Below are 21,059 nucleotides of genomic sequence, written 5' to 3' on the forward strand. Positions count from 1 at the left end.
CTCCGCGTGAGCCAGAAAGATTAACGAACCAGGCACGGACGTTTGTTATCGAAAGTCCAGCCTGGCACCAGGAACTGCATCGCTTCGGCATCGTCACGCGCGCCCAGCCCCTGCTTCTGATAGAGCGCGTGGGCCTGCATCACCTGATCCATATCCAGCTCGATACCGAGACCCGGCTTCTGCGGCACCTGCACCATGCCGCCTTTGATCAGGAACGGCTCTCTGGTGAGACGCTGATTCCCCTCCTGCCAGATCCAGTGGGTATCGATGGCGGTGATCGCGCCAGGCGCGGCCGCGGCAACGTGGGTAAACATCGCCAGCGAAATGTCGAAGTGATTATTGGAGTGGGAGCCCCAGGTCAGGCCGAAGTCGTGGCACATCTGTGCGACCCGCACCGAGCCCTGCATCGTCCAGAAATGGGGGTCGGCCAGCGGAATGTCGACCGACTGCAGCGACAGGGTGTGTCCCATCTGTCGCCAGTCGGTGGCGATCATATTGGTGGCGGTAGGCATGCCGGTCGCGCGGCGGAACTCCGCCATCACTTCCCGCCCGGAGTAGCCCTGCTCCGCGCCACAGGGATCTTCTGCGTAGGCGAGCACGCCCTTGAGCTGTTTGCCGAGCAGGATCGCCTCATTGAGTGACCAGGCACCATTGGGATCGAGGGTAATACGCGCCGTGGGAAAGCGTTTTGCCAGCGTCGTCACCGCTTCGGCCTCTTCGCCGCCGCGCAGCACGCCGCCTTTGAGTTTGAAGTCGTTGAAGCCATATTTCTCATAGGCGGCTTCCGCCAGGCGCACCACGGCTTCGGGGGTCAGCGCCTCTTCATGACGCAGGCGATACCAGTCGCATGGATCGTCCGGCTGGCTCTGATATGGCAGGGCGGTTTTTCTGCGGTCGCCGATATAGAAGAGGTAGCCGAGCATCTCCACGCGGTCGCGCTGTTGCCCGTCACCCAGCAGCGAGGCAACGTTAACCCCCAGGTGCTGACCCAGCAGATCCAGCAGTGCTGCCTCAATGCCGGTGACCACATGGATTGTGGTGCGCAGATCAAAGGTCTGGTTGCCGCGACCGGCCGCATCCCGATCGGCAAACGTCGTGCGCACCAGGCTGAGGGTATTTTTATATTCGCCCAGCGTTTTGCCGACCACCAGCGAGGCGGCATCTTCCAGCGTCTGACGAATTTTCTCCCCGCCGGGGATTTCACCGACGCCGGTATGTCCGGCGTTATCTTTGATAATGACAATGTTGCGGGTGAAGAATGGCGAGTGCGCGCCGCTGAGATTCAGCAGCATACTGTCGTAGCCGGCAACCGGGATCACCTGCATGGCGGTCACTTTAGGTGTTGAACTCATCTCCTGCTCCTTATGCTGTTGCACGGCCAAATGCCGGGCGCTTGCGATCAAATGTCCAGCCGGGGATCAGATACTGCATCGCCGTGGCGTCGTTGCGCGCACCGGCGGGCAGTGACTGATAGAGCTCACTGGCTTTGTGCACCTGGTCCCAGTCGAGCTCGATCCCCAGACCCGGCGCATCCGGCACGGCAATCTTTCCGTTGCGGATTTGCAGCGGGTTTTTCGTCAGGCGCTGATCGCCCTCCTGCCAGATCCAGTGGGTGTCAATCGCGGTCGGGTTACCAGGCGCGGCCGCACCGACATGGGTGAACATCGCCAGCGAAATATCGAAGTGATTATTGGAATGGCAGCCCCACGTCAGGCCCCACTCATCGCACAGCTGGGCGACCCGCACGGCCCCGCTCAGCGTCCAGAAGTGCGGGTCCGCCAGCGGGATGTCGACCGCGTTAACCATCACCGCGTGGTTCATCTCCCGCCAGTTGGTGGCGATCATATTGGTGGCGACCGGCAGGCCGGTCGCGCGCCGGAACTCGGCCATCACTTCACGTCCCGAATAGCCCTGCTCTGCCCCGCAGGGGTCTTCGGCGTAGCTCAGCACATCCTGCATCCCCTTGCAGAGGGCGATGGCCTCATCCAGCCGCCATGCCCCGTTGGGATCTACTGTGATGCGCGCGCCGGGAAAACGCTGCTTCAGCGCCACCGCCGTGGCGATCTCCTGCTCGCCGGGCAGCACGCCCCCTTTAAGTTTGAAATCTTTAAAGCCATAGCGATCTGCCGCCGCCTCCGCCAGTCGCACGACCGCTTCGCTGGTGAGCGCCTCCTGATGACGCAGGTGATACCAGTCGTGGCTGGCCTGCTCACCACTCTGATAGGGCAGATCGGTTTTGCGGCGGTCACCGAGATAGAAGAGATAGCCCAGCACCGTGACTTCATCCCGCTGTTTGCCCGGCCCCAGCAGTTCCGCCACCGGCACGCCCAGACACTGTCCCAGCAGGTCGAGCAGCGCCGCTTCCAGCGCGGCCACGGCGTTGACCCGCAGCTCAAAGGTCCAGGCACCGTTGCCAAAGGTGGCGAAGTCAGCCGACGCATTCCCTTTATGCACCTGCTGCACCAGACGATTCATGCGGGCAATCTGCTGGCCTTCGACCTGCGGAATGGCGGCCACCAGGGTCTGGTAGATGGTGTCGCCGCCGGGCGCTTCACCCACGCCGGTGTGTCCGGCGCTGTCGGTGAGCACCACGATATTGCGGGTAAAGCAGGCGTTGTGCGCGCCGCCAATGTTGAGCAGCATACTGTCGTAACCGGCGACCGGGATAACCTGCATCGCCGTAATCACGGGTGAACTTTGCGTCGTCATGAGGCGTCCTTAACCGGCCGGGTTTTCAGTTCAACACGTTTGATATCACCGGCGATCACCAGGAAGCTGAAGGCGGCGACGAAGGCATGGATACCGACATAGATCAGCGCACCCTCAAAGGAGCCGCTGGTGGCAATGATGTAGCCGATGGCGATGGGCGTCACGATGCCGGAGAAGTTGCCGAACATGTTGAACAGGCCGCCGCTCAGCCCACTGATCTCTTTGGGGGCGGTATCCGCCATCACTGCCCATCCCAGCGCGCCGATCCCTTTACCGAAGAACGCCAGCGCCATGAAGAAGACCACCAGCCACTCGGTTTCGGTGTAGTTACACATCACCATCGAGATAGAGAGCAGCATGCCGAGCACAATCGGCGTTTTACGTGCAATATTCAGCGAGCCGGTTTTGCGCATCAGCCAGTCGGAGATCACCCCACCCAGCACCCCGCCGAGGAAGCCACACACCGCCGGCACCGAAGCGATAAAGCCCGCTTTGAGAATCGACATGCCGCGCGCCTGCACCAGATAGACCGGAAACCAGGTGATAAAAAAGTAGGTTAAGGCGTTAACACAATACTGGCCGAGGTAGATGCCGAGCATCATGCGGGAGGTCAGCAGCTGTTTGATCTGGAACCACTTTTCGCTCCAGCTCACCCTGCGGCTCTCCTTTTTGACATCCATATTGATTAGCGCCCCGCCCTGCTCCATGTAGGCCAGTTCGGCTTTGTTTACGCCGGGGTGATCGGTGGGATCGTGGATCACTTTCAGCCAGATGAAGCTCAGGATGATCCCCAGCCCGCCCATGAACCAGAAGACGTGTGCCCAGCCCACTTCCGACACCAGCCAGCCCATGATGGGCGCAAAGATCACCGTGGCGAAATATTGCGCTGAATTGAAGATCGCCACCGCGGTGCCACGCTCCTGCGCCGGAAACCAGGCGGCCACGATGCGGCTGTTGCCAGGAAAAGAGGGGGCTTCAGCCAGCCCCACCAGGAAGCGCAGCAGAAAGAGTGACACGATGATGCCGAAGCCGCTGAAGATATCGACAAAGCCCTGCAGCAGGGTAAACAGCGACCAGGTAAAAATACTCCAGAAGTAGACGCGCTTTGAGCCAAAACGATCGAGCAGCCAGCCGCCTGGGATCTGACCAATTACGTACGCCCATGAGAAAGCAGAGAAGATGTAGCCCAGTCCGACCGAATCGAGGCCGATATCTTTGGACATCGCCGAACCGGCTATCGAAATGGTGGCGCGGTCGCCGTAGTTGAATGAGGTGACGATGAATAACATCACCACAATCCAGTAACGGGCGTTGGTGCGCTTCTGCACCGCTTCCGCAGTCTGGCTGAAACTATTCATGATGCACTCCTGAAATATAGCGTGAGCTACATTCGCTCTGACTGCATACACATCGCGTTGGGTATCAGAGAGAAGTTGGGTTAAACACGGCGATCTCTTTGGTTCAGGACGGGCCAATACGTCGTGACAGATAACCTGACTTTGGCTAACGGCGCTCAGTATAAAAACAGCCTGTGGCGAGCACATTGGCGTATCGCCCTGGAATAATGGCCGTTATGAAGTGATTGTCTGGCGGATGCACGAAACCCTGCGGCATGGCTCACGAAAGCGGCAAATAGCGCGGCCGAAACCGTGCCAGGTCGCCCTTTCCCCTCCGCTTTGTGAGGCGTTTCACTTGCTTCTGGAGAATCGACCCAAAACAGCGCGGCAGATCGGCGTAATAGTGGTCAGTTGCACAATGTGTGGCCTGCTTCCCCTCTTTATACTGAAGCTGGCTAATACACCGCAGGTAACAGGTCAGATTATGCGAGCCGGACAAGCCGGTGCGCCCGACAGGAGATAGGCGATGAACCCCATAACAGATGAACAGCCGCTCTGCATCAGAGTCCATGAGCATGACAACGTGGCGATTGTGGTCAACACGCTGGGTCTGCCCGCTGGCACGCAGTTTGCGGATGGCCTGACGCTGACGGAACATGTGCCGCAGGGGCATAAAGTCGCGCTGCAGGCGATTCACCAGGGAGGGGCGATCGTGCGTTATGGCGAAGTGATCGGCTATGCCGTGCGGGATATTGCCTGCGGCAGCTGGATCGATGAGTCACTGGTGGCGCTGCCGGAGGCGCCGCCGCTGGCGAGCCTGCCGTTAGCCACCCAGGTCCCGCCCGACCTGCCGCCGCTGGAGGGCTACACCTTTGAGGGCTACCGCAATGCGGATGGCAGCGTGGGTACCCGTAACCTGCTCGGCATCACCACCAGCGTCCACTGCGTGGCGGGTGTGGTGGATCATGTGGTGCAGATCATTGAACGGGAGTTACTGCCGCGCTATCCGAATGTGGATGGCGTGGTCGCGCTGAATCACCTCTACGGCTGCGGCGTGGCAATCAACGCCCCCGCAGCGGTGGTGCCGATTCGCACGATTCATAACCTGGCGCTGAATGCGAATTTCGGCGGTGAAGTGATGGTCATCAGCCTCGGCTGCGAAAAGTTACAGCCGGAGCGTCTGCTGACCGGCACCCCCGACGTGCAGGCGATTTCGCTGGATGATGATGACATCGTGCGTTTGCAGGATGAAAAGCTGGTGGGGTTTGGTGCGATGGTAAAGGCGATTCTGCAGGTGGCAGAGCGTCATCTTCAGCGGCTGAATCAGCGTCAGCGCGAAACCTGTCCCGCCTCGGAACTGATTGTCGGCATGCAGTGCGGCGGCAGCGATGCGTTTTCCGGCGTGACGGCGAATCCGGCGGTGGGGTTCGCCTCGGATCTGCTGGTGCGCTGCGGGGCCACCGTGATGTTTTCTGAGGTCACGGAGGTGCGGGATGCCATTCACCTGCTGACGCCGCGGGTCATTAATCAGGAGGTCGGAAGGCGTTTACTTGAAGAGATGGCCTGGTATGACAATTACCTCGACCAGGGCAGCACCGACCGCAGCGCCAATCCGTCACCGGGCAATAAAAAAGGGGGACTGGCGAACGTGGTGGAGAAAGCGCTCGGCTCCATCGCCAAATCGGGACGCAGCGCCATTGTGGAAGTGCTGTCCCCCGGTCAGCGCCCCACCCGCCGCGGACTGATCTATGCGGCAACGCCCGCCAGCGATTTTGTCTGCGGCACCCAGCAGCTCGCCTCCGGCATTACGCTGCAGGTCTTCACCACCGGTCGCGGCACCCCGTACGGGCTGGCGGCCATTCCGGTCATCAAGATGGCAACCCGTAACGCGCTGGCCGAGCGCTGGCACGATCTGATGGATATCAATGCCGGCACGATTGCCACCGGAGAAGAGAGTATTGAGCAGGTCGGCTGGCGGCTGTTTGCGTTAATTCTTGATATCGCCAGTGGCAGGAAGCAGACCTGGTCCGATCGCTGGGGCATCCGTAATCAGCTGGCGGTCTTTAATCCGGCACCGGTGACGTGAGCCGTGCCCGGTGTCTCCCTGCCGTCGGCTGGCAGAGAGAGCCCGGGCGAGGCGATCAGAGCAGCGCACCCCAGGCATCGACCCAGGGCGAGGTCACCGCTTCCGGTTCTGGATTTTCGGTGGCATCCACCAGCAGCACCTCACCGACCCGCTGTGCGCCCTGCTCCTGCAGCAGCGCATCAAAGGCTTTGCCCGCGCCACAGAAGTGGTCGTAACTGCTGTCGCCCAGCGCAATGACGCCATAGCGCAGCGCGGGCTGGTGCCCCAGCTGATCCTTTATCGCGTGGAACAGACCGGAAATGGTGTCAGGAAAATCGCCCTGCCCGGTGGTTGAGGTGACGATTAGCGCCACATCGCCTGCAAAGGCCTGCCAGTCCGCCAGCGTCGGGTCATCAAACAGGGTCACGCTGTGCCCCTGCTGCTGCAGAATCGGCTCGGCCTCTTCCGCCACCAGCAGCGCATTGCCGTAAACCGTCCCCACAAAAATGCCAATCTTTGCCATCTGATCTCTCCCTTATTCTGAAACGTTATCCTGTCCTGGCGCGGCCTCAAACTCAACCCGCGGCACCTCAGGAATGCAATCCTGCCAGCCAAACTGCGTCATCAGCCTCTGCCAGACGCTATCCAGCCCGGCGCGCAGCACCAGTGGCTCGCCGGTCACCGGGTGGGTCAGGGCCAGACTGCTGGCGTGCAGCATCAGCCGGTCAGCGCCAAAATGTTGCGCGGCGCCCCGGTTCTGACGCAGGTCGCCATGCGCCGAATCGCCAATAATCGGATGACGCAGGTGGGACATATGACGGCGCAGCTGATGTTTGCGACCGGTTTTAGGTGAGAGCTCAACCAGACTGTAGCGCGAGGTGGGGTAACGGCTGATGGCGACCGGCATCTCGACCGTGGCCAGCGACTGATAGTCGGTGACCGCGGGCTGTGCGGCACGTGCTTCAGTGGCGTGCTTGTCCGCGATTTTGTCCCGCTCTTCAACCAGCGGATAGTCCAGCGACCCGCTGCTCTCCAGCCAGCCACGCACCACGGCGTGATAGGTTTTCTGCATCTGATGCTGTTCAAACTGCTGAGAAAGCTGGCGGCCAACCTCACTCGAGAGGCCCATCAGCAGCACCCCGGAGGTCGGCTTGTCCAGACGATGGGCGGTAAAGACATGCTGGCCGATCTGATCACGCACGGTCTGCATCACAAACACGGTTTCATGCCGATCCAGCCAGCTGCGATGCACCAGCCAGCCGCTGGGCTTGTTGACCGCAACCAGCCACGCATCCTGATAGAGTATCTCAAGCATCAGTGGGCCGCATCCCTGAGCAACGCATCCAGCTGACGCAGCGTGAGCAGCAGCGGTGCAATACCGGGCTGGTCAGGCACCAGCGCAACCTCATAATAGGGCGCGACGGCAAAGTTTTGCGGCAGCGGATGGCCGGCTGCCATCAGGGCGTGCATCCGCGGAATCAGCACCCACTGGAGCCATTGCAGCGGCTCAAGCGTATCGAGGCAGAAGGGTTCACGACTCTCCAGTGCCTCCACGGCAGGCGGCGTGCTCTGCCAGAGCTGATATTCACGCATCACCGCTTCCAGCTGCTCCAGCCGCTGCGTAATCAATTGTTCAGGCGTCATGCGCCACCTCCGGCTAGCCGTCAAAAAATGGGCGGCAAGCATATCACTTGTTGGCACAGGCACAAAAAAAGGGAGCACTGTATAAACAGTGCTCCCGGTTCGTTTGCAGCCATCCTGCTACGTTAATGCTCCCTGCTCTTCCGTGACAACTTGTCCAGTGCGAACTCCTGTCGCGCATCGTCCTGATGATTCCTAAGCATCCTGGCCCGCCACCTCGTCCGAGGGGCTCCCGTTCTCCATCCTGGAGGTGTCCCTGACTCAATCCTGAGCGATCCTGTTTCATCCTGAAACCTTCCGTGTGCCGTAAGCTCCGTTACGTTCCTGCCTCATGGCTTATCATCATCCTGACGATATCTTTTTCCTGAGCATCCTGCAGTGGGAAATATTTTGACAGAACTCGTTACGCGCACAAGTGACTTACAGCTGAACTTTACAAAATGTGCGGCACAAATTCAGATAATCGCCATTAAGTTGATGATTCACAATATTTTTACATTGCAGCCTTCCGGATGGCTCAGATTTTATATAGCGATCTCTCACACCACATGTAAGAGATCTCTCACAAGCGAGGCGGCAAATCACTGCAATTCAGATGATAACCGGTTGTAATGACTTAAGAAACATCTCAAGATTTTCCGCAATAATCTGGCGCTGTTTACGGCCAGGCTGTTCCAGAATCACCTCGCCAGTCAGGTTAGAGAGGGAGACGATCTCCTCGTCTGACGCCGTCGTGGCGATAAACAGCGTCGGTGACTGTCGGAGGCGGCGCTGCATAACCAGATGCCCAATCAGGTTCTCCTGAAGCCGCAGGAAATCCTCTTCACTCCACACCTGCAACAGCGTCAGCTGATTCTCACCATGACGCGCCGGCATGTCGCCGGCAAACTGCGTGGTATAGAAGGCGGTGACTGACGGCTGCAGCTGCAGATCCACGGCCCGCTCGACTCCATCCAGTGTCGGCGGCAGACTAAAAGGCTGCGGCTGCCAGATGACCTGCTCCTCACGCTCCTCCAGCGCGCAGGGCGACGCGACGCCAGCGAGATCGCGGCTGGCCGGAGCATGCCCCGTCTGCGCCAGCCAGTGCTGGCAGTAACGGGTGGTAAAGTTGCGCAACGCGGCGGCAGTTTGCTGCATCATTCATATTCTCACTTCTGATGGGTTACACTTAGCCACTTTGATGAATTCTGGTGGTAACCGCAATGACTACACACGAACAGGATCAGGCACTCAGCAACCTGACGCTGGGCAAGCCCACAGCCTATCACGATCGCTATGACAATGGCTTATTGCAGGCGGTGCCGCGCAGCCTGAACCGCGAACCTCTTGGCCTGTTTCCTGAAAGTCTGCCGTTTACCGGCGGCGATATCTGGACGCTGTATGAGCTCTCCTGGCTGAACAGCAAGGGGCTGCCGCAGGTTGCCGTGGGTGAAGTGGTGCTGGATGCGCATAGCCGCAACCTCATCGAGTCGAAAAGCTTCAAGCTCTATCTCAACAGCTTCAACCAGACCCGCTTTGCCGACTGGGGTGAGGTGCGTCAGACGCTGGAGCGCGATCTCCGCGCCTGTGCTGAAGGTGACGTGCGGGTGGCGCTGTTCCGTCTGAATGAAATCGAAGGACAGCCGATCGGTCATTTTGAGGGGACCTGCATTGATGAGCAGGATATCGCCATCGAGGATTATCGTTTTAACGCTGACTATCTGGCCGATGCCGCAGGCAGCGAAATCGTGGAAGAGACGCTGGTCAGCCATCTGCTCAAATCAAACTGCCTGATTACCCATCAGCCCGACTGGGGCTCGGTGATGATCCGCTACAAAGGTCCGCGCATTCACCGCGAAGCGCTGCTGCGTTATCTGGTCTCCTTCCGCCAGCACAACGAATTTCATGAACAGTGTGTCGAACGCATCTTTAACGATGTGATGCGCTTCTGCCACCCGGAAGCGCTGACGGTCTATGCGCGCTACACGCGGCGCGGCGGGCTGGATATCAACCCATGGCGCACGAATGTGCCCTTCTCGCCCGGTTTTTCGCGTCTGGTGCGTCAGTAGTTTGCGAGAGCTCTCGCAGGCTGCATGAAGGAAGCGCAGTTCCGCTTGAGCTGGGCGGGCCGACAAGGCTACTCTGGTGATGGCGGCAATCTGCGGGTTGCCGACCAGGGATTTTCGTCACTGCCGTTGCAGTGCCAACACGCACCCAGGCGGGTGTAAAGGAGTTCATTTGATTACCCATATCAGCCCCCTTGGCTCAATGGATCTGCTCTCGCAGCTGGAAGTCGATATGCTCAAGCGCACCGCCAGCAGCGACCTCTATCAGCTGTTCCGCAATTGCTCTCTGGCCGTGCTTAACTCTGGCAGCCAGACTGACAGCAGCCACGAACTGCTCTCCCGCTTTGAAAACTTCGACATCAACGTGCTGCGCCGTGAGCGTGGCGTCAAACTGGAGCTGATCAACCCACCGGAAGAGGCCTTTGTGGATGGCCGCATTATCCGGTCCCTGCAGGCGAACCTGTTTGCGGTACTGCGCGACATCCTGTTTGTCAGCGGCCAGCTCGCCATGCCGGGGCGCTTAACCGCGGGTGAAGAGAATGACTCCGCCACGATCACCAACACCGTTTTCTCCATTCTGCGTAATGCACGGGCACTGCACATCGGTGAGTACCCCAACACCGTGGTCTGCTGGGGCGGTCACTCCATTAACGCGGTTGAATATCAGTATTGCCGCAATGTCGGCACACAGCTGGGCCTGCGTGAGCTGAATATCTGTACCGGCTGCGGACCCGGCGTCATGGAAGCACCGATGAAAGGGGCCGCCGTCGGCCATGCGCAGCAGCGCTACCGTGACAGCCGCTTTATTGGTCTCACCGAACCCTCAATTATTGCGGCGGAACCGCCTAACCCGCTGGTCAATGAGCTGATCATCATGCCGGACATTGAGAAGCGTCTGGAAGCCTTTGTGCGTATTGCCCACGGCATTATCATTTTCCCGGGCGGGGTCGGCACCGCCGAAGAGCTGCTCTACCTGCTGGGCATTCTGATGAACCCGCAGAACAAGGACCAGGTGCTGCCGCTGATCCTGACCGGACCGGAAGAGAGTGCCGACTACTTCCGCGTGCTGGATGATTTCATTGTTAACACGCTGGGCGAGCAGGCGCGTAAGCATTATCAGATCATCATCAACGATGCAGCCGAAGTGGCGCGTCTGATGAAGAAAGCGATGCCGCAGGTCAAAGAGAATCGTCGCGAAACCGGCGATGCGTATAGTTTCAACTGGTCCATCCGCATCGAGCCCGATCTGCAGATCCCTTTCCTGCCGACCCATGAAAACATGGCGAACCTCAATCTCTACACCAACCAGCCTCCTGAAAAGCTGGCTGCTGACCTGCGCCGGGCCTTCTCAGGCATCGTAGCCGGTAACGTGAAAGAGATCGGGATCCGCGAAATCCGTGAGAAGGGACGTTACCGGCTGCATGGCGATGCCGACATCATGCACCGCATGGACGAGCTGCTGCAGGGCTTCGTTGCTCAGCAGCGTATGAAACTGCCCGGCACCGCCTACATCCCCTGCTACGAAATCATTAAATAAACCAGGAGGCAGCCCATCGGGCTGCCCGGACTCTCATGGCTCTTCATCTTGTTATTGTTGATGCGCTGAACCTGATACGCCGTCTCCATGCGGTTCAGGGCTCCCCCTGTGTCGAAGGCTGCGTCGCCGCGCTGCGTCAGGTCTTAGGCCACACCCGCCCGACGCACGCCGTGGCCGTATTTGATGGCGACGCGCGTCATCAGGGCTGGCGTCATCAGCTGTTAGCTGATTACAAAAGCGGGCGTCCGCCGATGCCTGAGGATTTGCAGGCGGAGATGCCGGCGCTGCAGGAAGCCTTTCGTGCCGCCGGGGTAAGCTGCTGGATGGCGGGCGAGGATGAGGCAGATGATCTGGCGGCGACGCTGGCGGTCAAAATGGCCCAGGCCGGCCATCAGGCCACTATTGTCTCCACGGATAAAGGCTACTGCCAGTTGCTGGCTCCGGAAATCCGCATCCGCGATTACTTCCAGAAGCGCTGGCTCGACCAGCCCTTTATCGACGCCGAATTTGGCGTTCCCCCGCAGCGGTTGCCCGACTTCTGGGGATTATGCGGGATCAGCAGCAGTAAGATCCCGGGTGTCAGCGGTATCGGCCCGAAAAGCGCGAAACAGCTGCTCGCAGAGTTTCACACGCTGGAGGGGATCTATCAGCAGCTCGATAAGGTGCCGGCTAAATGGCGGGAAAAGCTCGCAGAAGGCCAGCAGATGGCGGAAATCAGCCGTCAGGTCGCGACACTGAAACGGGATCTGCTGCTGGCAGGCAATCTGAATACGCTGCGTTATCGTGGCTGAGTGCCGCAACACTCAGCCCGGTGATTAACGTTCGTCGCGGCGGCCACCCGTGGCGGCCCAGATGCGACGGACATGCACCGTCACCTCTTCGCGATCGTGATAGAGCTGACGCGCCTGGATCTGAGCGTTAATGCCATTCTCATTCAGCCTCTCCTGAAGCATCGCCAGATTCTGCGTTACCTCTTCATAACGCTTTTTCATCGGCAACTTGAGGTTGAAGATCGCTTCACGGCACCAGCCGTTGACCAGCCAGTCGGCCATCAGATTTGCCACGCGAACCGGTTTCTCCACCATGTCACACACCAGCCAGCTGATATTGGTGCGTGGCGGACGGAACTTAAAACCGTCCGCTTTTTCGTGCATCACCTGACCGGTTTCCATCAGGCTCAGGGCCATCGGACCGTTGTCGACCGCGTAAACCATCATGCTGCGTCTGACCAGCTGATAGGTCCAGCCGCCCGGACAGGCACCCAGATCGACCGCGTACATGCCGCTGGCTAAGCGCTCATCCCACTCATCGGCCGGAATAAAGACGTGAAACGCCTCTTCCAGCTTCAGGGTGGAGCGGCTTGGCGCATCCGATGGAAACTTAAGGCGCGGAATCCCCATGTAAAACGGCGAGCTGTTTTCCGGCAGGGAGTAGCCGACATAACAGGTGCCTGGCGCGATGAAGAAGACATGCACCACCGGCCGTTTCGGGCTTTCGTAGTTGAGCAGGATCTTACTTTCACGCAGGGCCGCGCGCAGCGGCACGGTAAACTTACGGCAGAATTTGGTCAGCTCTTTGGCTTCGTTGGTGTCCGGCACTTCAACACGCAGTTCGCCGCCCTTCTCAACAACGCCGGTCAGCATACCGACAATCGGCGTAATGCGATCCTCCTGCGGCAGGTCGCGCAGCAGTTCGCCCACGACCAGCATCTGTCGGGCAAAGATCAGCTCCTGGAACGGCAGTTCCCGCACCAGACGCTCAGCATCTTCAAACTGATAGCACTCAAAGAGCACATAGCCGGCATCCTCTTTAACCCGCGGAAAACCGTAGACTTCACGTTCTGCCGCTTTGGCGCTGATTTCCGCCGCGCACTCTTTTTCAAAACCGGGACGACAATAGAGTAAAATTTTATTCATGGCGTTCTGCCTTTCGTTTAAGACGCAGCGCGCCAATCAACATCAATACCCAACCGGCGAGGAAACAGATTCCGCCCACGGGGGTGATAAAAACCCAAAACTTCAGATGCGACAGCGCCAGACAGTAGAGGCTGCCGCTGAACAGCACGGTGCCGAGCGCCATCAGCGCACTGCTCCAGTAAAACCAGATATTGGCGCGGCGCAACATCGCCGCCCCCAGGCCCATCACCGCGAGCGTATGATAAGCCTGATATTCCAGCCCGGTATGAATCCAGGCCATTTCAGCCGCGCCCAGCGACTGACGTAAAACGTGGGCACCAAATGCGCCAAAAGCCACCAGCAGAAAACCGCTGATAGCCGCAAAAACAAACATGGCACGACTGGACATTAACCGATCCTCAGGGTGCTTTTGCATCGTAATGCAAACAAATCAAGATGTTATTGTTGGTAACGAAAGCGGAATTTTTCTTGTTCGGTTGCGGCTTTTGCCAGGATCCACTGTCGGAAGGCCGCTATTTTACCCAGTTCTGCCTGACTGTCATGACAAACCAGATAAAAAGCATTTTTACTGACTAAGACATCATTAAACGGACAGATTAACCGCCCCGCTTCGATTTCGCTCTGCGCCATGACGTTATTTGCCAGCGCCACGCCCTGACCATGAATCGCCGCCTGCAGCACCATGGCGCTGTGGCTGAAGATCGGCCCCTGCTGCACATTAATATGCTGCAGGCCGAGCTGCCGGATATAGGATTGCCAGTCACGACGGGACGCGTCATGCAGCAGCGTAAAGCGCGACAGGTCCATCGGCGTTTTCAGCGGATTATCGCCGGTCATCAGCGACGGTGAACAGACCGGCAGCAGATATTCAGCATAGAGTTTTTCCACCCGCAGCCCCGGCCAGTTACCGCGTCCGTAAAAGATCGCCACGTCGACATCGTCGGCCAGTTTTTCTTCGTCGCGGTCTACAGCCTGGATGCGCACATCAATCCCCGGATAAGCCATATTAAAGCTGGAAAGACGGGGAACCAGCCACTGAATGGCAAAGCTCGGCAGTAAACTGACGGTCAGCGCCCCCTTGGCGCTGCGCGCCTGCAGCTTGCGGGTCGCTTCGTTTATCGCCGAGAAGATCTCTTTAATATCGAGGTAGTAGCTTTGTCCTTCTTCCGTCAGTAATAACGAACGATTCCTCCGCCTGAACAGCTTTAACCCGAGAAAATCTTCCAGAGACTTTATCTGATGGCTTACAGCTGCCTGGGTGACAAACAGCTCTTCAGCGGCTTTGGTAAAGCTGAGATGACGCGCAGCCGCGTCAAAAACACGCAGTGCATTGAGAGGAGGAAGGCGTTTCGACATGGTTTTCCGTATCCGGATCGGCGAAAAATACGAGGGCTTATACAAAGCGTTTACGTATTAGAATTTTTAATCCGAGGCATTATAATTTGTCCGTTGAGGAACCACCAGCAAATACCTATAGTTGCCGCACTTCCTGAGCCGGAACGAAAAGTTTTTAGATTTGTGAGTGAGTTCGCAGATTTTCTGAAAGCTTTTGGCTTGTGGTCGTGATGTTGTGTTTGCAATTTTTTGATCCGACGATTGCGGATCGAACTCTTAATTCCTGTAGATTTACCCTGTCTGTCCATAGTGATTTTAAATAGCACCGCAAATTGCGGTGCTTTTTTTTGCTGCTTACTGGCCCATCTCAACCATCTCTTTGACGTCAGTACGGTTAATCTGCTGCTCGTTGCCATTCGCATCTTTATAGCTGATCATACCGGTATCATCATCAACCTTAGGCTTGCCATCAGCAACAATGGTGCGTCCATCATTGGTATGCATCACGTAATTGCTTGAACAGCCCGCCAGGGTAAAAGCCAGAGTACACACGGCCAGCACTGCGGTAAGTTTATTCATCTGCTATCTCCTTGTAGATTGATTGCATCAAACCACCCGCGTTACGCTAACCAGAGGCAGCCGATAAGTGAGATCGACCAGTGAACGTCCGATCGTTATGCGGGTTTGGTTCAAACCTTGCAATATTCAGCATAACGCGCTTTTCCAGCTTTGCCAGACGCCGACCACGCTTTCAGTGTGGTCCTGATTATTCACACTATGGGCCAGGCATGACCGCATTTAATCCCACCGCATTTCGCCAGCAGTTTCCCGCACTCGCCGACGCCGGTGTCTATCTCGACAGCGCAGCGACCACGCTGAAACCCCAGGCTGTTATTGAGAGTACGCAGCAGTTTTACAGCCTGAGTGCGGGCACGGTGCACCGCAGTCAGTTTGCCGCCGCGCAGGCCCTGACCCAGCGCTATGAGCAGGCGCGATCGCAGGTTGCCCGCTGGCTTAACGCCGCGGACGATCGTGAGATCGTCTGGACACGCGGCACCACCGAAGCGATCAATCTGGTGGCAAACAGCTGGCTGCGTCCGCGCTTACAGCCCGGCGACGAGATTGTGGTCAGCGAAGCAGAGCATCACGCCAATCTGGTGCCCTGGCTGATGGCCGCCCAGGCCTGCGGTGCGCGCGTGGTGAAATGGCCCTTAGGGCCGGACCGGCTGCCCGATATCGGCCTTTTGCCCGCCCTGCTGAACCGCCGCACCCGCCTGCTGGCGGTCGGCCAGATGTCGAACGTCACTGGCGGTTGTCCCGATCTCGCCCGGGCGATTCAGCTGGCGCACGATGTGGGTGCCAGGGTGATGGTCGATGGCGCGCAGGGGGTGGTGCACTGCCCGCCCGATCTGCAGGCGCTGGATATCGACTTTTACGCCTTTTCCGGCCATAAAATTTACGCGCCGATGGGCATCGGTGCGCTCTATGGCAAAGCTGAACTGCTGGAGGCGATGGAACCCTGGCAGGGCGGCGGCAAGATGATTACCGATGTCGATTTCACGGGCTTTACGCCGCAGCCGGTGCCGTGGCGCTTCGAGGCAGGAACACCGAATGTGGCGGGCGTGGTGGGCTTAAGTGCCGCGCTGAGCTGGCTGTCGCAGTACGACCTGACGCAGATGGAGCGCTGGAGCCAGCAGCTGGCAACGCTGGCCGAGGAGCAGCTGGCGGAGCTGCCGGGTTTCCGCAGCTTCCGCTGTGGCAGTGCCAGCCTGCTGGCCTTTGATTTTGCCGATCAGCATCACAGCGATCTGGTGACGCTGCTGGCCGAACAGGGCATCGCGCTGCGGGCCGGTCAGCACTGTGCGCAGCCGCTGCTGGCGGCGCTGGGCGTCAGCGGCACGCTGCGGGCTTCTTTTGCCCCCTATAATAACCTGCAGGATGTTGATGCGCTGGTGCGCGCCATGAAGAGCGCCGTCGCGCTGTTATCGGAGTTTTGATTATGTGTTCATCGCTGTTAGCGCCACACCCGTTTGGCGAGCAGATTACCGTTGCCAGCCTGACAGAGCGTTTCAGCCACTTTCATCAGTGGGAAGATCGCTATCGTCAGCTGATTCAGCTGAGTCGTCAGCTGCCGGCTCTGCCGGAGGCGCTGAAAACCGCGGACATCGAGCTGAGCGGCTGTGAAAACCGGGTCTGGCTGGGCAGCCAGCTGCGTGAGGATGGCGCGCTGCATTTCTACGGTGACAGCGAAGGACGCATCGTACGTGGCCTGCTGGCGGTACTGCTGACCGCCGTTGAGGGCCGGATGCCTGACCAGCTGCTGGCAGACGATCCCCTGACGCTGTTTGATACGCTGGGACTGCGCGCTCAGCTTAGTGCTTCACGCAGCAGTGGCCTGCAGGCGCTGGCCGACGCGGTCCGGCAGGCCGCACGTCAGGCGCTGACGGCATCCTGACGGGCTGCGCGCGCCAGAAATTTCTTCAGCGCGTGCGAAACGGCGACAAAGCCAAAGCTGGCGGTCACCATGGTGGCCGCACCAAAGCCAGACGAACAGTCCATTCTCTTTGGCCCTTCTGCCGTGGCGCGTGACGCACAGACGCTGCCATCCGCCTGCGGATAGACCAGCGCTTCGGTGGAAAAAACGCAGTCGATGCCCAGTTTTCCTTTGCTGTTTTTCACCACGCCCAGACCTTTCAGTCGCTCACGCAGCTTTGCCGCCAGCGGATCCTGGATGGTCTTCGCCAGATCGGCGACCTGGATCTGGGTAGGATCAATCTGCCCGCCTGCGCCACCGGTGGTGATCAGCGGGATCTTATTGCGGCGACACCAGGCGATCAGCGCCGCTTTAGGCCGCACGCTGTCGATCGCGTCAATCACGTAGTCGAAACCGGCTGCCATCAGTTCCGCGGTGTTATCAGGCGTAATAAAGTCATCAATGCAGATCACGTCACAGTCAGGATTGATGGCGCGCAGACGCTCAGCCATCACCTCTGTTTTCGCCTTACCGACGTTGCCCTGCAGCGCATGAAGCTGTCGGTTGGTATTGGTGATGCAGACATCATCCATATCAATCAGGGTAATTTTGCCAATGCCGGTGCGCACCAGCGCCTCTGCGGCCCAGGAGCCGACGCCACCGATACCGATCACGCAGAAGTGAGCGTCAGCAAACCGTTGCAGCGCATCCTGACCATAGAGACGCGCCGTGCCGCCAAAGCGCTGATGCCAGGCGTCGTTTAACACTTTCATAGTTGAACCTGTTACGTCGTGCGGGCCCGCAGGCCCGCAGAGAAGAAATCAGTTAGCGCCCAGAAGCAGTGAACCACTGTTGCCGTTTTGCGGGCTGGAGAACAGCGGCTGACCGGCCCCCGGCGCGGCTTTGAGCACCCAGACGCGTCCGTAGTGATTATAGAAGCCCGCCAGATGCGCCGCGTCCGGGCCGATACCCTGATAGATATCAAAGTGCTGCCCTTTAATCGCACCGCCCACGTCGAGGGCCACCATCAGGCGCATCTCATACTTGCCGTTGAATTTGCCCTTCTCATTCAACTGTGGCACTTCCGCCAGCAGTACCGTGCCTGCCGGAATGATAGAGCGGTCAGAAGCCACAGAGGCTTTCGCTACCAGCGGCACCGCACTGGCACCGCGCACCGGCGTGAAAGGCTCCGCCTTAAAGAAGACGAAAGAGGGGTTTGTCTCCAGCAGCGCACGCACTTCCTGCGGCGAGTGCTCCTGCGCCCACTGGCGAATCGCCTGCATCGACATATCTTCGCGCTTCACTTCACCGCGGTCGATCAGCTCCTTACCGATGCTGTGATAACCCCAGCCATTTTTACCGGCGTAACCAAAGAAGCTCATCGGGCGACCATCGCCAAAGTCGACATAGCCACTGCCCTGCACATCCATCATGAAGTTATCAATCAGCGAGTTGCTGTAGGCGATGATGTAGCGGTCATCGAGTGCGCCACTATAGATAGAGGCGCGGCTCGGGAGTTTTGCACCACGTTTGCGCGGCGGCATGCGATAAATCGGATACTGGAATTCACCCTGGCGGGTGTAGCGCGCCTGCACCACCGGCGTATAGTAACCGGTAAACTGTACGTTACCGTAGTTATCCGTGCCCTCCATCTGCCAGGCGTTCAGCCCGTACTGACGAAGCTGCCGGGTGTCGGCGCCCGCCATCAGCCAGCTCTCAATCGCGCTGTAGGTGCCGTTCTGGCGACCATAGAGCGCAGACGAGGCGGACTGGATCTGGCGAACCTGCTCGCCAAAGTCCCGGCCATTGACCGGCGCGCCTTTGGCATTGGGCTGATTCACCAGCGCCAGCGGCTGTTCCAGTTTGCCATCTTTATATTGCTGACCGCGATCGGTCGGTTTAGAGCTACAGGCCGCCAGCAGCGTAATCAACGCGCCAGTGAGTGCATACTTCACCCAATGTAATTTCATTCTCTTCTCTTTTTATAACTGTTCGCCCCGCGACGATAGCAAAGCCCCCGGCAGAATGAAATGCATCCGCTTTGACCTCGCGCGGAACAGTTCAATAATTAGCCAGATGGGGGAATCCTTCAGCAACTGGCTGTTAATTTGGCTTTTATCTGCAAAAAGGGGTTGCATCAATCAGCGCGGAGAGTATAGTGCGCTTCCACGGACGCGGGGTGGAGCAGCCTGGTAGCTCGTCGGGCTCATAACCCGAAGGTCGTCGGTTCAAATCCGGCCCCCGCAACCAATACTTCTGTAGCACTCTGGCAGAAGTGACAATGTGAAAAGTCGCAAAGCGCAAGACGGACGCGGGGTGGAGCAGCCTGGTAGCTCGTCGGGCTCATAACCCGAAGGTCGTCGGTTCAAATCCGGCCCCCGCAACCACACTTTTGCAGCGGTTTCACAGATGTCAGAAAATAAAAAGTCGCAAAGCGCATGACGGACGCGGGGTGGAGCAGCCTGGTAGCTCGTCGGGCTCATAACCCGAAGGTCGTCGGTTCAAATCCGGCCCCCGCAACCACTATTTAAACACCTGAAAGGGTGTTTTTTTGTTTCTGCCGTTCCCCTTCTCTTCTGTTTTCTCTCTTCCATGGCGAAAAGTCTGCGGATAACCGGGGCTACCCGCACGTTAATTAGCGATGCGCCAGCGCGGCCCCGCTCTCCACATAGGCTTTGATGCCGTTCAGAATCGCCTCCGCAACCTGATGCTGATAGCGGGTGGTGCGTAACTTCCGCTCCTCCTCCACGTTACTGATAAACGCCGTTTCCACCAGAATAGAGGGGATATCCGGGGCTTTCAGCACGGCAAATCCCGCCTGATCGACAGTGCGCTTGTGCAGATGGTTAATGCGGCCCATGCGATGCAGCACCTCTTTACCGAACTTCAGGCTGTCATGGATCGTCTGACGCTGCACCATGTCGAACATGGTGTGATCGAGATAGCGGTCACCGCTTTTGCTGACGCCGCCAATCAGATCGGATTCATTCTGCGTCTGAGCCAGGAAACGGGCCGCGGCGGAGGTTGCCCCGCTGGTGGATAAGGCAAAGACTGACGAACCGCGTGCCGCCCGGCTGGTGAAGGCATCTGCATGGATGGAAACAAAGAGATCGGCGCGCTGTTTGCGGGCTTTAGCAACCCTGACGCGCAGCGGAATAAAGACATCCTCATTGCGCGTCATGTACGCCTTCATGTTGGACTCTTTGTCGATCAGCGCTTTAAGCCGCCGTCCGATCTTCAGCACGATATCCTTTTCACGGGTCTTATATTTGCCGTGCGCGCCCGGATCTTCCCCGCCGTGCCCCGGATCGATCATGATGACAATCGGTCGATCGCGTCCCGCCCTGCCCGGCAGAGGGGCCTGAACCCCGGCGTCTTTCTCCAGCGCGCCCTGATTATAATCTTTCAGCAGCGCCAGCAGCGGATCGTCTTCCGCCTGGTTCTGGGTCGGATAGAGATCCACCACCAGCCGGTGATTGATTCCGGCGACCGGGGCCAGATTAAAGATCTTCGGCGAAACGTTGCGCTTTAATTCGAGAACGACGCGAACCGTGTCGCTGTCGAACTGGCCGACCCGGGCATGTTTAATAAAGGGATCATCGACCCGCACCAGTTTGTTGACCCCTTTCAGGACCGGATTAAGGTGCAGGCCCTGAATATCTATGACCAGGCGTTCAGGATTGCTCAGCGCAAACTGCTTATATTTCAGCTCAACGCTGGACTCCAGCGTCATCCGTGAATAGGTCGATGAGGGCCAGATGCGCACGGCCACAATGTGATTTTTTGCCGCCAGCCCGGTGCGGCTGACGCTTAACAGCAGTAAGGCGCCTGTCCCCTGTAAAAATCGTCTGCGTGAAAAATGGGAATTAACGTCTGACATGCCGCTCCAGCTGCTGAGTAATGTCTAAAAAAGCGCCAGTTAATAAAATGGCGGCGAAAACTTTATCCAATCCCCGGAATGATGTCACCCCGGAAAACCTAAATAATGCAGGCTGTTAGCG

General features: G+C 58.4%; 20 protein-coding genes and 3 tRNA genes. 9 read left to right on the plus strand and 14 right to left on the minus strand.

Features of this window, described 5'->3' with window-relative positions; translation table 11 throughout:
- Positions 1 to 20 precede the first annotated feature (20 nt).
- Genes gudD through F3I47_RS15180 form a run of 3 tightly spaced genes read right to left on the minus strand, consistent with a single transcriptional unit; the run spans position 21 to position 4,067 of the window.
- Complete coding sequence (gudD, locus tag F3I47_RS15170) at positions 21 to 1,352, minus strand: glucarate dehydratase (RefSeq protein WP_150030182.1); 1,332 nt, start codon at positions 1,350 to 1,352, stop codon at positions 21 to 23.
- Between the two features lie 10 nt (positions 1,353 to 1,362).
- Entirely contained in the window at positions 1,363 to 2,709 is a 1,347-nt protein-coding gene (locus tag F3I47_RS15175; RefSeq protein WP_150030181.1) for an enolase C-terminal domain-like protein, read from the minus strand.
- The gene (locus F3I47_RS15180; RefSeq protein ID WP_009086984.1) at positions 2,706 to 4,067 is read right to left on the minus strand and encodes an MFS transporter; all 1,362 of its coding nucleotides are present in this window, start codon (positions 4,065 to 4,067) and stop codon (positions 2,706 to 2,708) included. Before F3I47_RS15180 ends, F3I47_RS15175 begins: the two co-directional genes overlap by 4 nt.
- A gap of 505 nt (positions 4,068 to 4,572) precedes the next feature.
- Between F3I47_RS15180 and garD the strand changes: the two genes are divergently transcribed.
- A complete protein-coding gene (garD, locus tag F3I47_RS15185; protein ID WP_150030180.1) occupies positions 4,573 to 6,132 on the plus strand; it encodes a galactarate dehydratase in 1,560 nt (519 codons plus the stop codon).
- Between the two features lie 55 nt (positions 6,133 to 6,187).
- On the opposite strand, the gene F3I47_RS15190 is transcribed toward garD, so the two are convergent.
- From F3I47_RS15190 to syd, 4 genes are all read right to left on the minus strand, one after another.
- Positions 6,188 to 6,634, minus strand: a complete 447-nt coding sequence (locus tag F3I47_RS15190) for a flavodoxin (protein WP_046102465.1) — start codon at positions 6,632 to 6,634, stop codon at positions 6,188 to 6,190.
- A 12-nt stretch (positions 6,635 to 6,646) separates the two neighbouring features.
- Positions 6,647 to 7,426: a tRNA pseudouridine(65) synthase TruC gene (gene truC, locus F3I47_RS15195; protein WP_150030179.1), complete on the minus strand. Its 780-nt coding sequence runs from the start codon at positions 7,424 to 7,426 to the stop codon at positions 6,647 to 6,649.
- Complete coding sequence (locus F3I47_RS15200; protein WP_046102467.1) at positions 7,426 to 7,755, minus strand: YqcC family protein; 330 nt, start codon at positions 7,753 to 7,755, stop codon at positions 7,426 to 7,428. Before F3I47_RS15200 ends, truC begins: the two co-directional genes overlap by 1 nt.
- Before the next feature lie 588 nt (positions 7,756 to 8,343).
- The gene (gene syd / locus F3I47_RS15205; protein ID WP_150030178.1) at positions 8,344 to 8,892 is read right to left on the minus strand and encodes a SecY-interacting protein; all 549 of its coding nucleotides are present in this window, start codon (positions 8,890 to 8,892) and stop codon (positions 8,344 to 8,346) included.
- A 62-nt stretch (positions 8,893 to 8,954) separates the two neighbouring features.
- Here syd and queF point away from each other — a divergent pair, with 62 nt between their 5' ends.
- The 3 genes from queF to xni all read left to right on the plus strand — a co-directional run bounded on the left by queF (position 8,955) and on the right by xni (position 12,125).
- A complete protein-coding gene (gene queF / locus F3I47_RS15210; RefSeq protein WP_009086996.1) occupies positions 8,955 to 9,800 on the plus strand; it encodes an NADPH-dependent 7-cyano-7-deazaguanine reductase QueF in 846 nt (281 codons plus the stop codon).
- A gap of 169 nt (positions 9,801 to 9,969) precedes the next feature.
- Positions 9,970 to 11,334, plus strand: a complete 1,365-nt coding sequence (gene ppnN, locus F3I47_RS15215) for a nucleotide 5'-monophosphate nucleosidase PpnN (protein ID WP_009086997.1) — start codon at positions 9,970 to 9,972, stop codon at positions 11,332 to 11,334.
- A 35-nt stretch (positions 11,335 to 11,369) separates the two neighbouring features.
- The gene (xni, locus tag F3I47_RS15220) at positions 11,370 to 12,125 is read left to right on the plus strand and encodes a flap endonuclease Xni (protein ID WP_046102470.1); all 756 of its coding nucleotides are present in this window, start codon (positions 11,370 to 11,372) and stop codon (positions 12,123 to 12,125) included.
- A 24-nt stretch (positions 12,126 to 12,149) separates the two neighbouring features.
- On the opposite strand, the gene rlmM is transcribed toward xni, so the two are convergent.
- From rlmM to F3I47_RS15240, 4 genes are all read right to left on the minus strand, one after another.
- Positions 12,150 to 13,250, minus strand: coding sequence for a 23S rRNA (cytidine(2498)-2'-O)-methyltransferase RlmM (gene rlmM, locus F3I47_RS15225; protein WP_150030177.1), 1,101 nt, complete (start codon positions 13,248 to 13,250; stop codon positions 12,150 to 12,152).
- On the minus strand, positions 13,243 to 13,638 hold the full coding sequence (locus F3I47_RS15230; RefSeq protein WP_009087000.1) for a DUF423 domain-containing protein: 396 nt from the start codon (positions 13,636 to 13,638) through the stop codon (positions 13,243 to 13,245). The genes rlmM and F3I47_RS15230 overlap by 8 nt, the downstream gene beginning before the upstream one ends.
- A 50-nt stretch (positions 13,639 to 13,688) precedes the next feature.
- Positions 13,689 to 14,606: a transcriptional regulator GcvA gene (locus tag F3I47_RS15235; protein WP_046102471.1), complete on the minus strand. Its 918-nt coding sequence runs from the start codon at positions 14,604 to 14,606 to the stop codon at positions 13,689 to 13,691.
- 333 nt (positions 14,607 to 14,939) lie between these two features.
- The gene (locus F3I47_RS15240) at positions 14,940 to 15,164 is read right to left on the minus strand and encodes a YgdI/YgdR family lipoprotein (RefSeq protein ID WP_009087002.1); all 225 of its coding nucleotides are present in this window, start codon (positions 15,162 to 15,164) and stop codon (positions 14,940 to 14,942) included.
- Positions 15,165 to 15,373: 209 nt separating this feature from the next.
- On the opposite strand from F3I47_RS15240, the gene csdA reads away from it, so the two are divergent.
- Positions 15,374 to 16,582, plus strand: coding sequence for a cysteine desulfurase CsdA (gene csdA / locus F3I47_RS15245; protein WP_058958273.1), 1,209 nt, complete (start codon positions 15,374 to 15,376; stop codon positions 16,580 to 16,582).
- Between the two features lie 2 nt (positions 16,583 to 16,584).
- Positions 16,585 to 17,040 carry a cysteine desulfurase sulfur acceptor subunit CsdE gene (csdE, locus tag F3I47_RS15250; protein ID WP_046102473.1) on the plus strand — a complete coding sequence of 152 codons (456 nt, stop codon included), beginning with the start codon at positions 16,585 to 16,587 and terminating at the stop codon, positions 17,038 to 17,040.
- Here csdE and tcdA read toward each other — a convergent pair.
- A complete protein-coding gene (tcdA, locus tag F3I47_RS15255) occupies positions 17,019 to 17,831 on the minus strand; it encodes a tRNA cyclic N6-threonylcarbamoyladenosine(37) synthase TcdA (protein ID WP_046102474.1) in 813 nt (270 codons plus the stop codon). The two genes, csdE and tcdA, sit on opposite strands and share 22 nt — an antisense overlap.
- Positions 17,832 to 17,879: 48 nt before the next feature.
- Complete coding sequence (gene mltA, locus F3I47_RS15260) at positions 17,880 to 19,028, minus strand: murein transglycosylase A (protein ID WP_009087006.1); 1,149 nt, start codon at positions 19,026 to 19,028, stop codon at positions 17,880 to 17,882.
- A gap of 203 nt (positions 19,029 to 19,231) precedes the next feature.
- Between mltA and F3I47_RS15265 the strand changes: the two genes are divergently transcribed.
- From F3I47_RS15265 to F3I47_RS15275, 3 genes are all read left to right on the plus strand, one after another.
- A tRNA-Met gene (locus F3I47_RS15265) sits at positions 19,232 to 19,308 on the plus strand.
- A 60-nt stretch (positions 19,309 to 19,368) separates the two neighbouring features.
- Positions 19,369 to 19,445, plus strand: a tRNA-Met gene (locus F3I47_RS15270).
- Between the two features lie 59 nt (positions 19,446 to 19,504).
- A tRNA-Met gene (locus F3I47_RS15275) sits at positions 19,505 to 19,581 on the plus strand.
- A gap of 112 nt (positions 19,582 to 19,693) precedes the next feature.
- On the opposite strand, the gene amiC is transcribed toward F3I47_RS15275, so the two are convergent.
- On the minus strand, positions 19,694 to 20,938 hold the full coding sequence (gene amiC / locus F3I47_RS15280) for an N-acetylmuramoyl-L-alanine amidase AmiC (RefSeq protein ID WP_046102475.1): 1,245 nt from the start codon (positions 20,936 to 20,938) through the stop codon (positions 19,694 to 19,696).
- Positions 20,939 to 21,059 lie beyond the last annotated feature (121 nt).

Source organism: Pantoea sp. M_10, from assembly GCF_008631515.1.
GTDB lineage: Bacteria > Pseudomonadota > Gammaproteobacteria > Enterobacterales > Enterobacteriaceae > Pantoea > Pantoea anthophila.

What these genes read in the sequence shown, in the direction of transcription:
- rlmM (WP_150030177.1), bottom strand. Translation starts at nt 13,250, where the DNA reads ATGAATAAAATTTTACTCTATTGTCGTCCCGGTTTTGAAAAAGAGTGC.
- truC (WP_150030179.1), bottom strand. Translation starts at nt 7,426, where the DNA reads ATGCTTGAGATACTCTATCAGGATGCGTGGCTGGTTGCGGTCAACAAG.
- F3I47_RS15200 (WP_046102467.1), bottom strand. Translation starts at nt 7,755, where the DNA reads ATGACGCCTGAACAATTGATTACGCAGCGGCTGGAGCAGCTGGAAGCG.
- F3I47_RS15230 (WP_009087000.1), bottom strand. Translation starts at nt 13,638, where the DNA reads ATGTCCAGTCGTGCCATGTTTGTTTTTGCGGCTATCAGCGGTTTTCTG.
- queF (WP_009086996.1), top strand. Translation starts at nt 8,955, where the DNA reads ATGACTACACACGAACAGGATCAGGCACTCAGCAACCTGACGCTGGGC.
- csdE (WP_046102473.1), top strand. Translation starts at nt 16,585, where the DNA reads ATGTGTTCATCGCTGTTAGCGCCACACCCGTTTGGCGAGCAGATTACC.
- F3I47_RS15240 (WP_009087002.1), bottom strand. Translation starts at nt 15,164, where the DNA reads ATGAATAAACTTACCGCAGTGCTGGCCGTGTGTACTCTGGCTTTTACC.
- F3I47_RS15180 (WP_009086984.1), bottom strand. Translation starts at nt 4,067, where the DNA reads ATGAATAGTTTCAGCCAGACTGCGGAAGCGGTGCAGAAGCGCACCAAC.
- tcdA (WP_046102474.1), bottom strand. Translation starts at nt 17,831, where the DNA reads ATGAAAGTGTTAAACGACGCCTGGCATCAGCGCTTTGGCGGCACGGCG.
- gudD (WP_150030182.1), bottom strand. Translation starts at nt 1,352, where the DNA reads ATGAGTTCAACACCTAAAGTGACCGCCATGCAGGTGATCCCGGTTGCC.
- csdA (WP_058958273.1), top strand. Translation starts at nt 15,374, where the DNA reads ATGACCGCATTTAATCCCACCGCATTTCGCCAGCAGTTTCCCGCACTC.
- xni (WP_046102470.1), top strand. Translation starts at nt 11,370, where the DNA reads ATGGCTCTTCATCTTGTTATTGTTGATGCGCTGAACCTGATACGCCGT.
- mltA (WP_009087006.1), bottom strand. Translation starts at nt 19,028, where the DNA reads ATGAAATTACATTGGGTGAAGTATGCACTCACTGGCGCGTTGATTACG.
- garD (WP_150030180.1), top strand. Translation starts at nt 4,573, where the DNA reads ATGAACCCCATAACAGATGAACAGCCGCTCTGCATCAGAGTCCATGAG.
- F3I47_RS15235 (WP_046102471.1), bottom strand. Translation starts at nt 14,606, where the DNA reads ATGTCGAAACGCCTTCCTCCTCTCAATGCACTGCGTGTTTTTGACGCG.
- syd (WP_150030178.1), bottom strand. Translation starts at nt 8,892, where the DNA reads ATGATGCAGCAAACTGCCGCCGCGTTGCGCAACTTTACCACCCGTTAC.
- F3I47_RS15190 (WP_046102465.1), bottom strand. Translation starts at nt 6,634, where the DNA reads ATGGCAAAGATTGGCATTTTTGTGGGGACGGTTTACGGCAATGCGCTG.
- F3I47_RS15175 (WP_150030181.1), bottom strand. Translation starts at nt 2,709, where the DNA reads ATGACGACGCAAAGTTCACCCGTGATTACGGCGATGCAGGTTATCCCG.
- amiC (WP_046102475.1), bottom strand. Translation starts at nt 20,938, where the DNA reads ATGTCAGACGTTAATTCCCATTTTTCACGCAGACGATTTTTACAGGGG.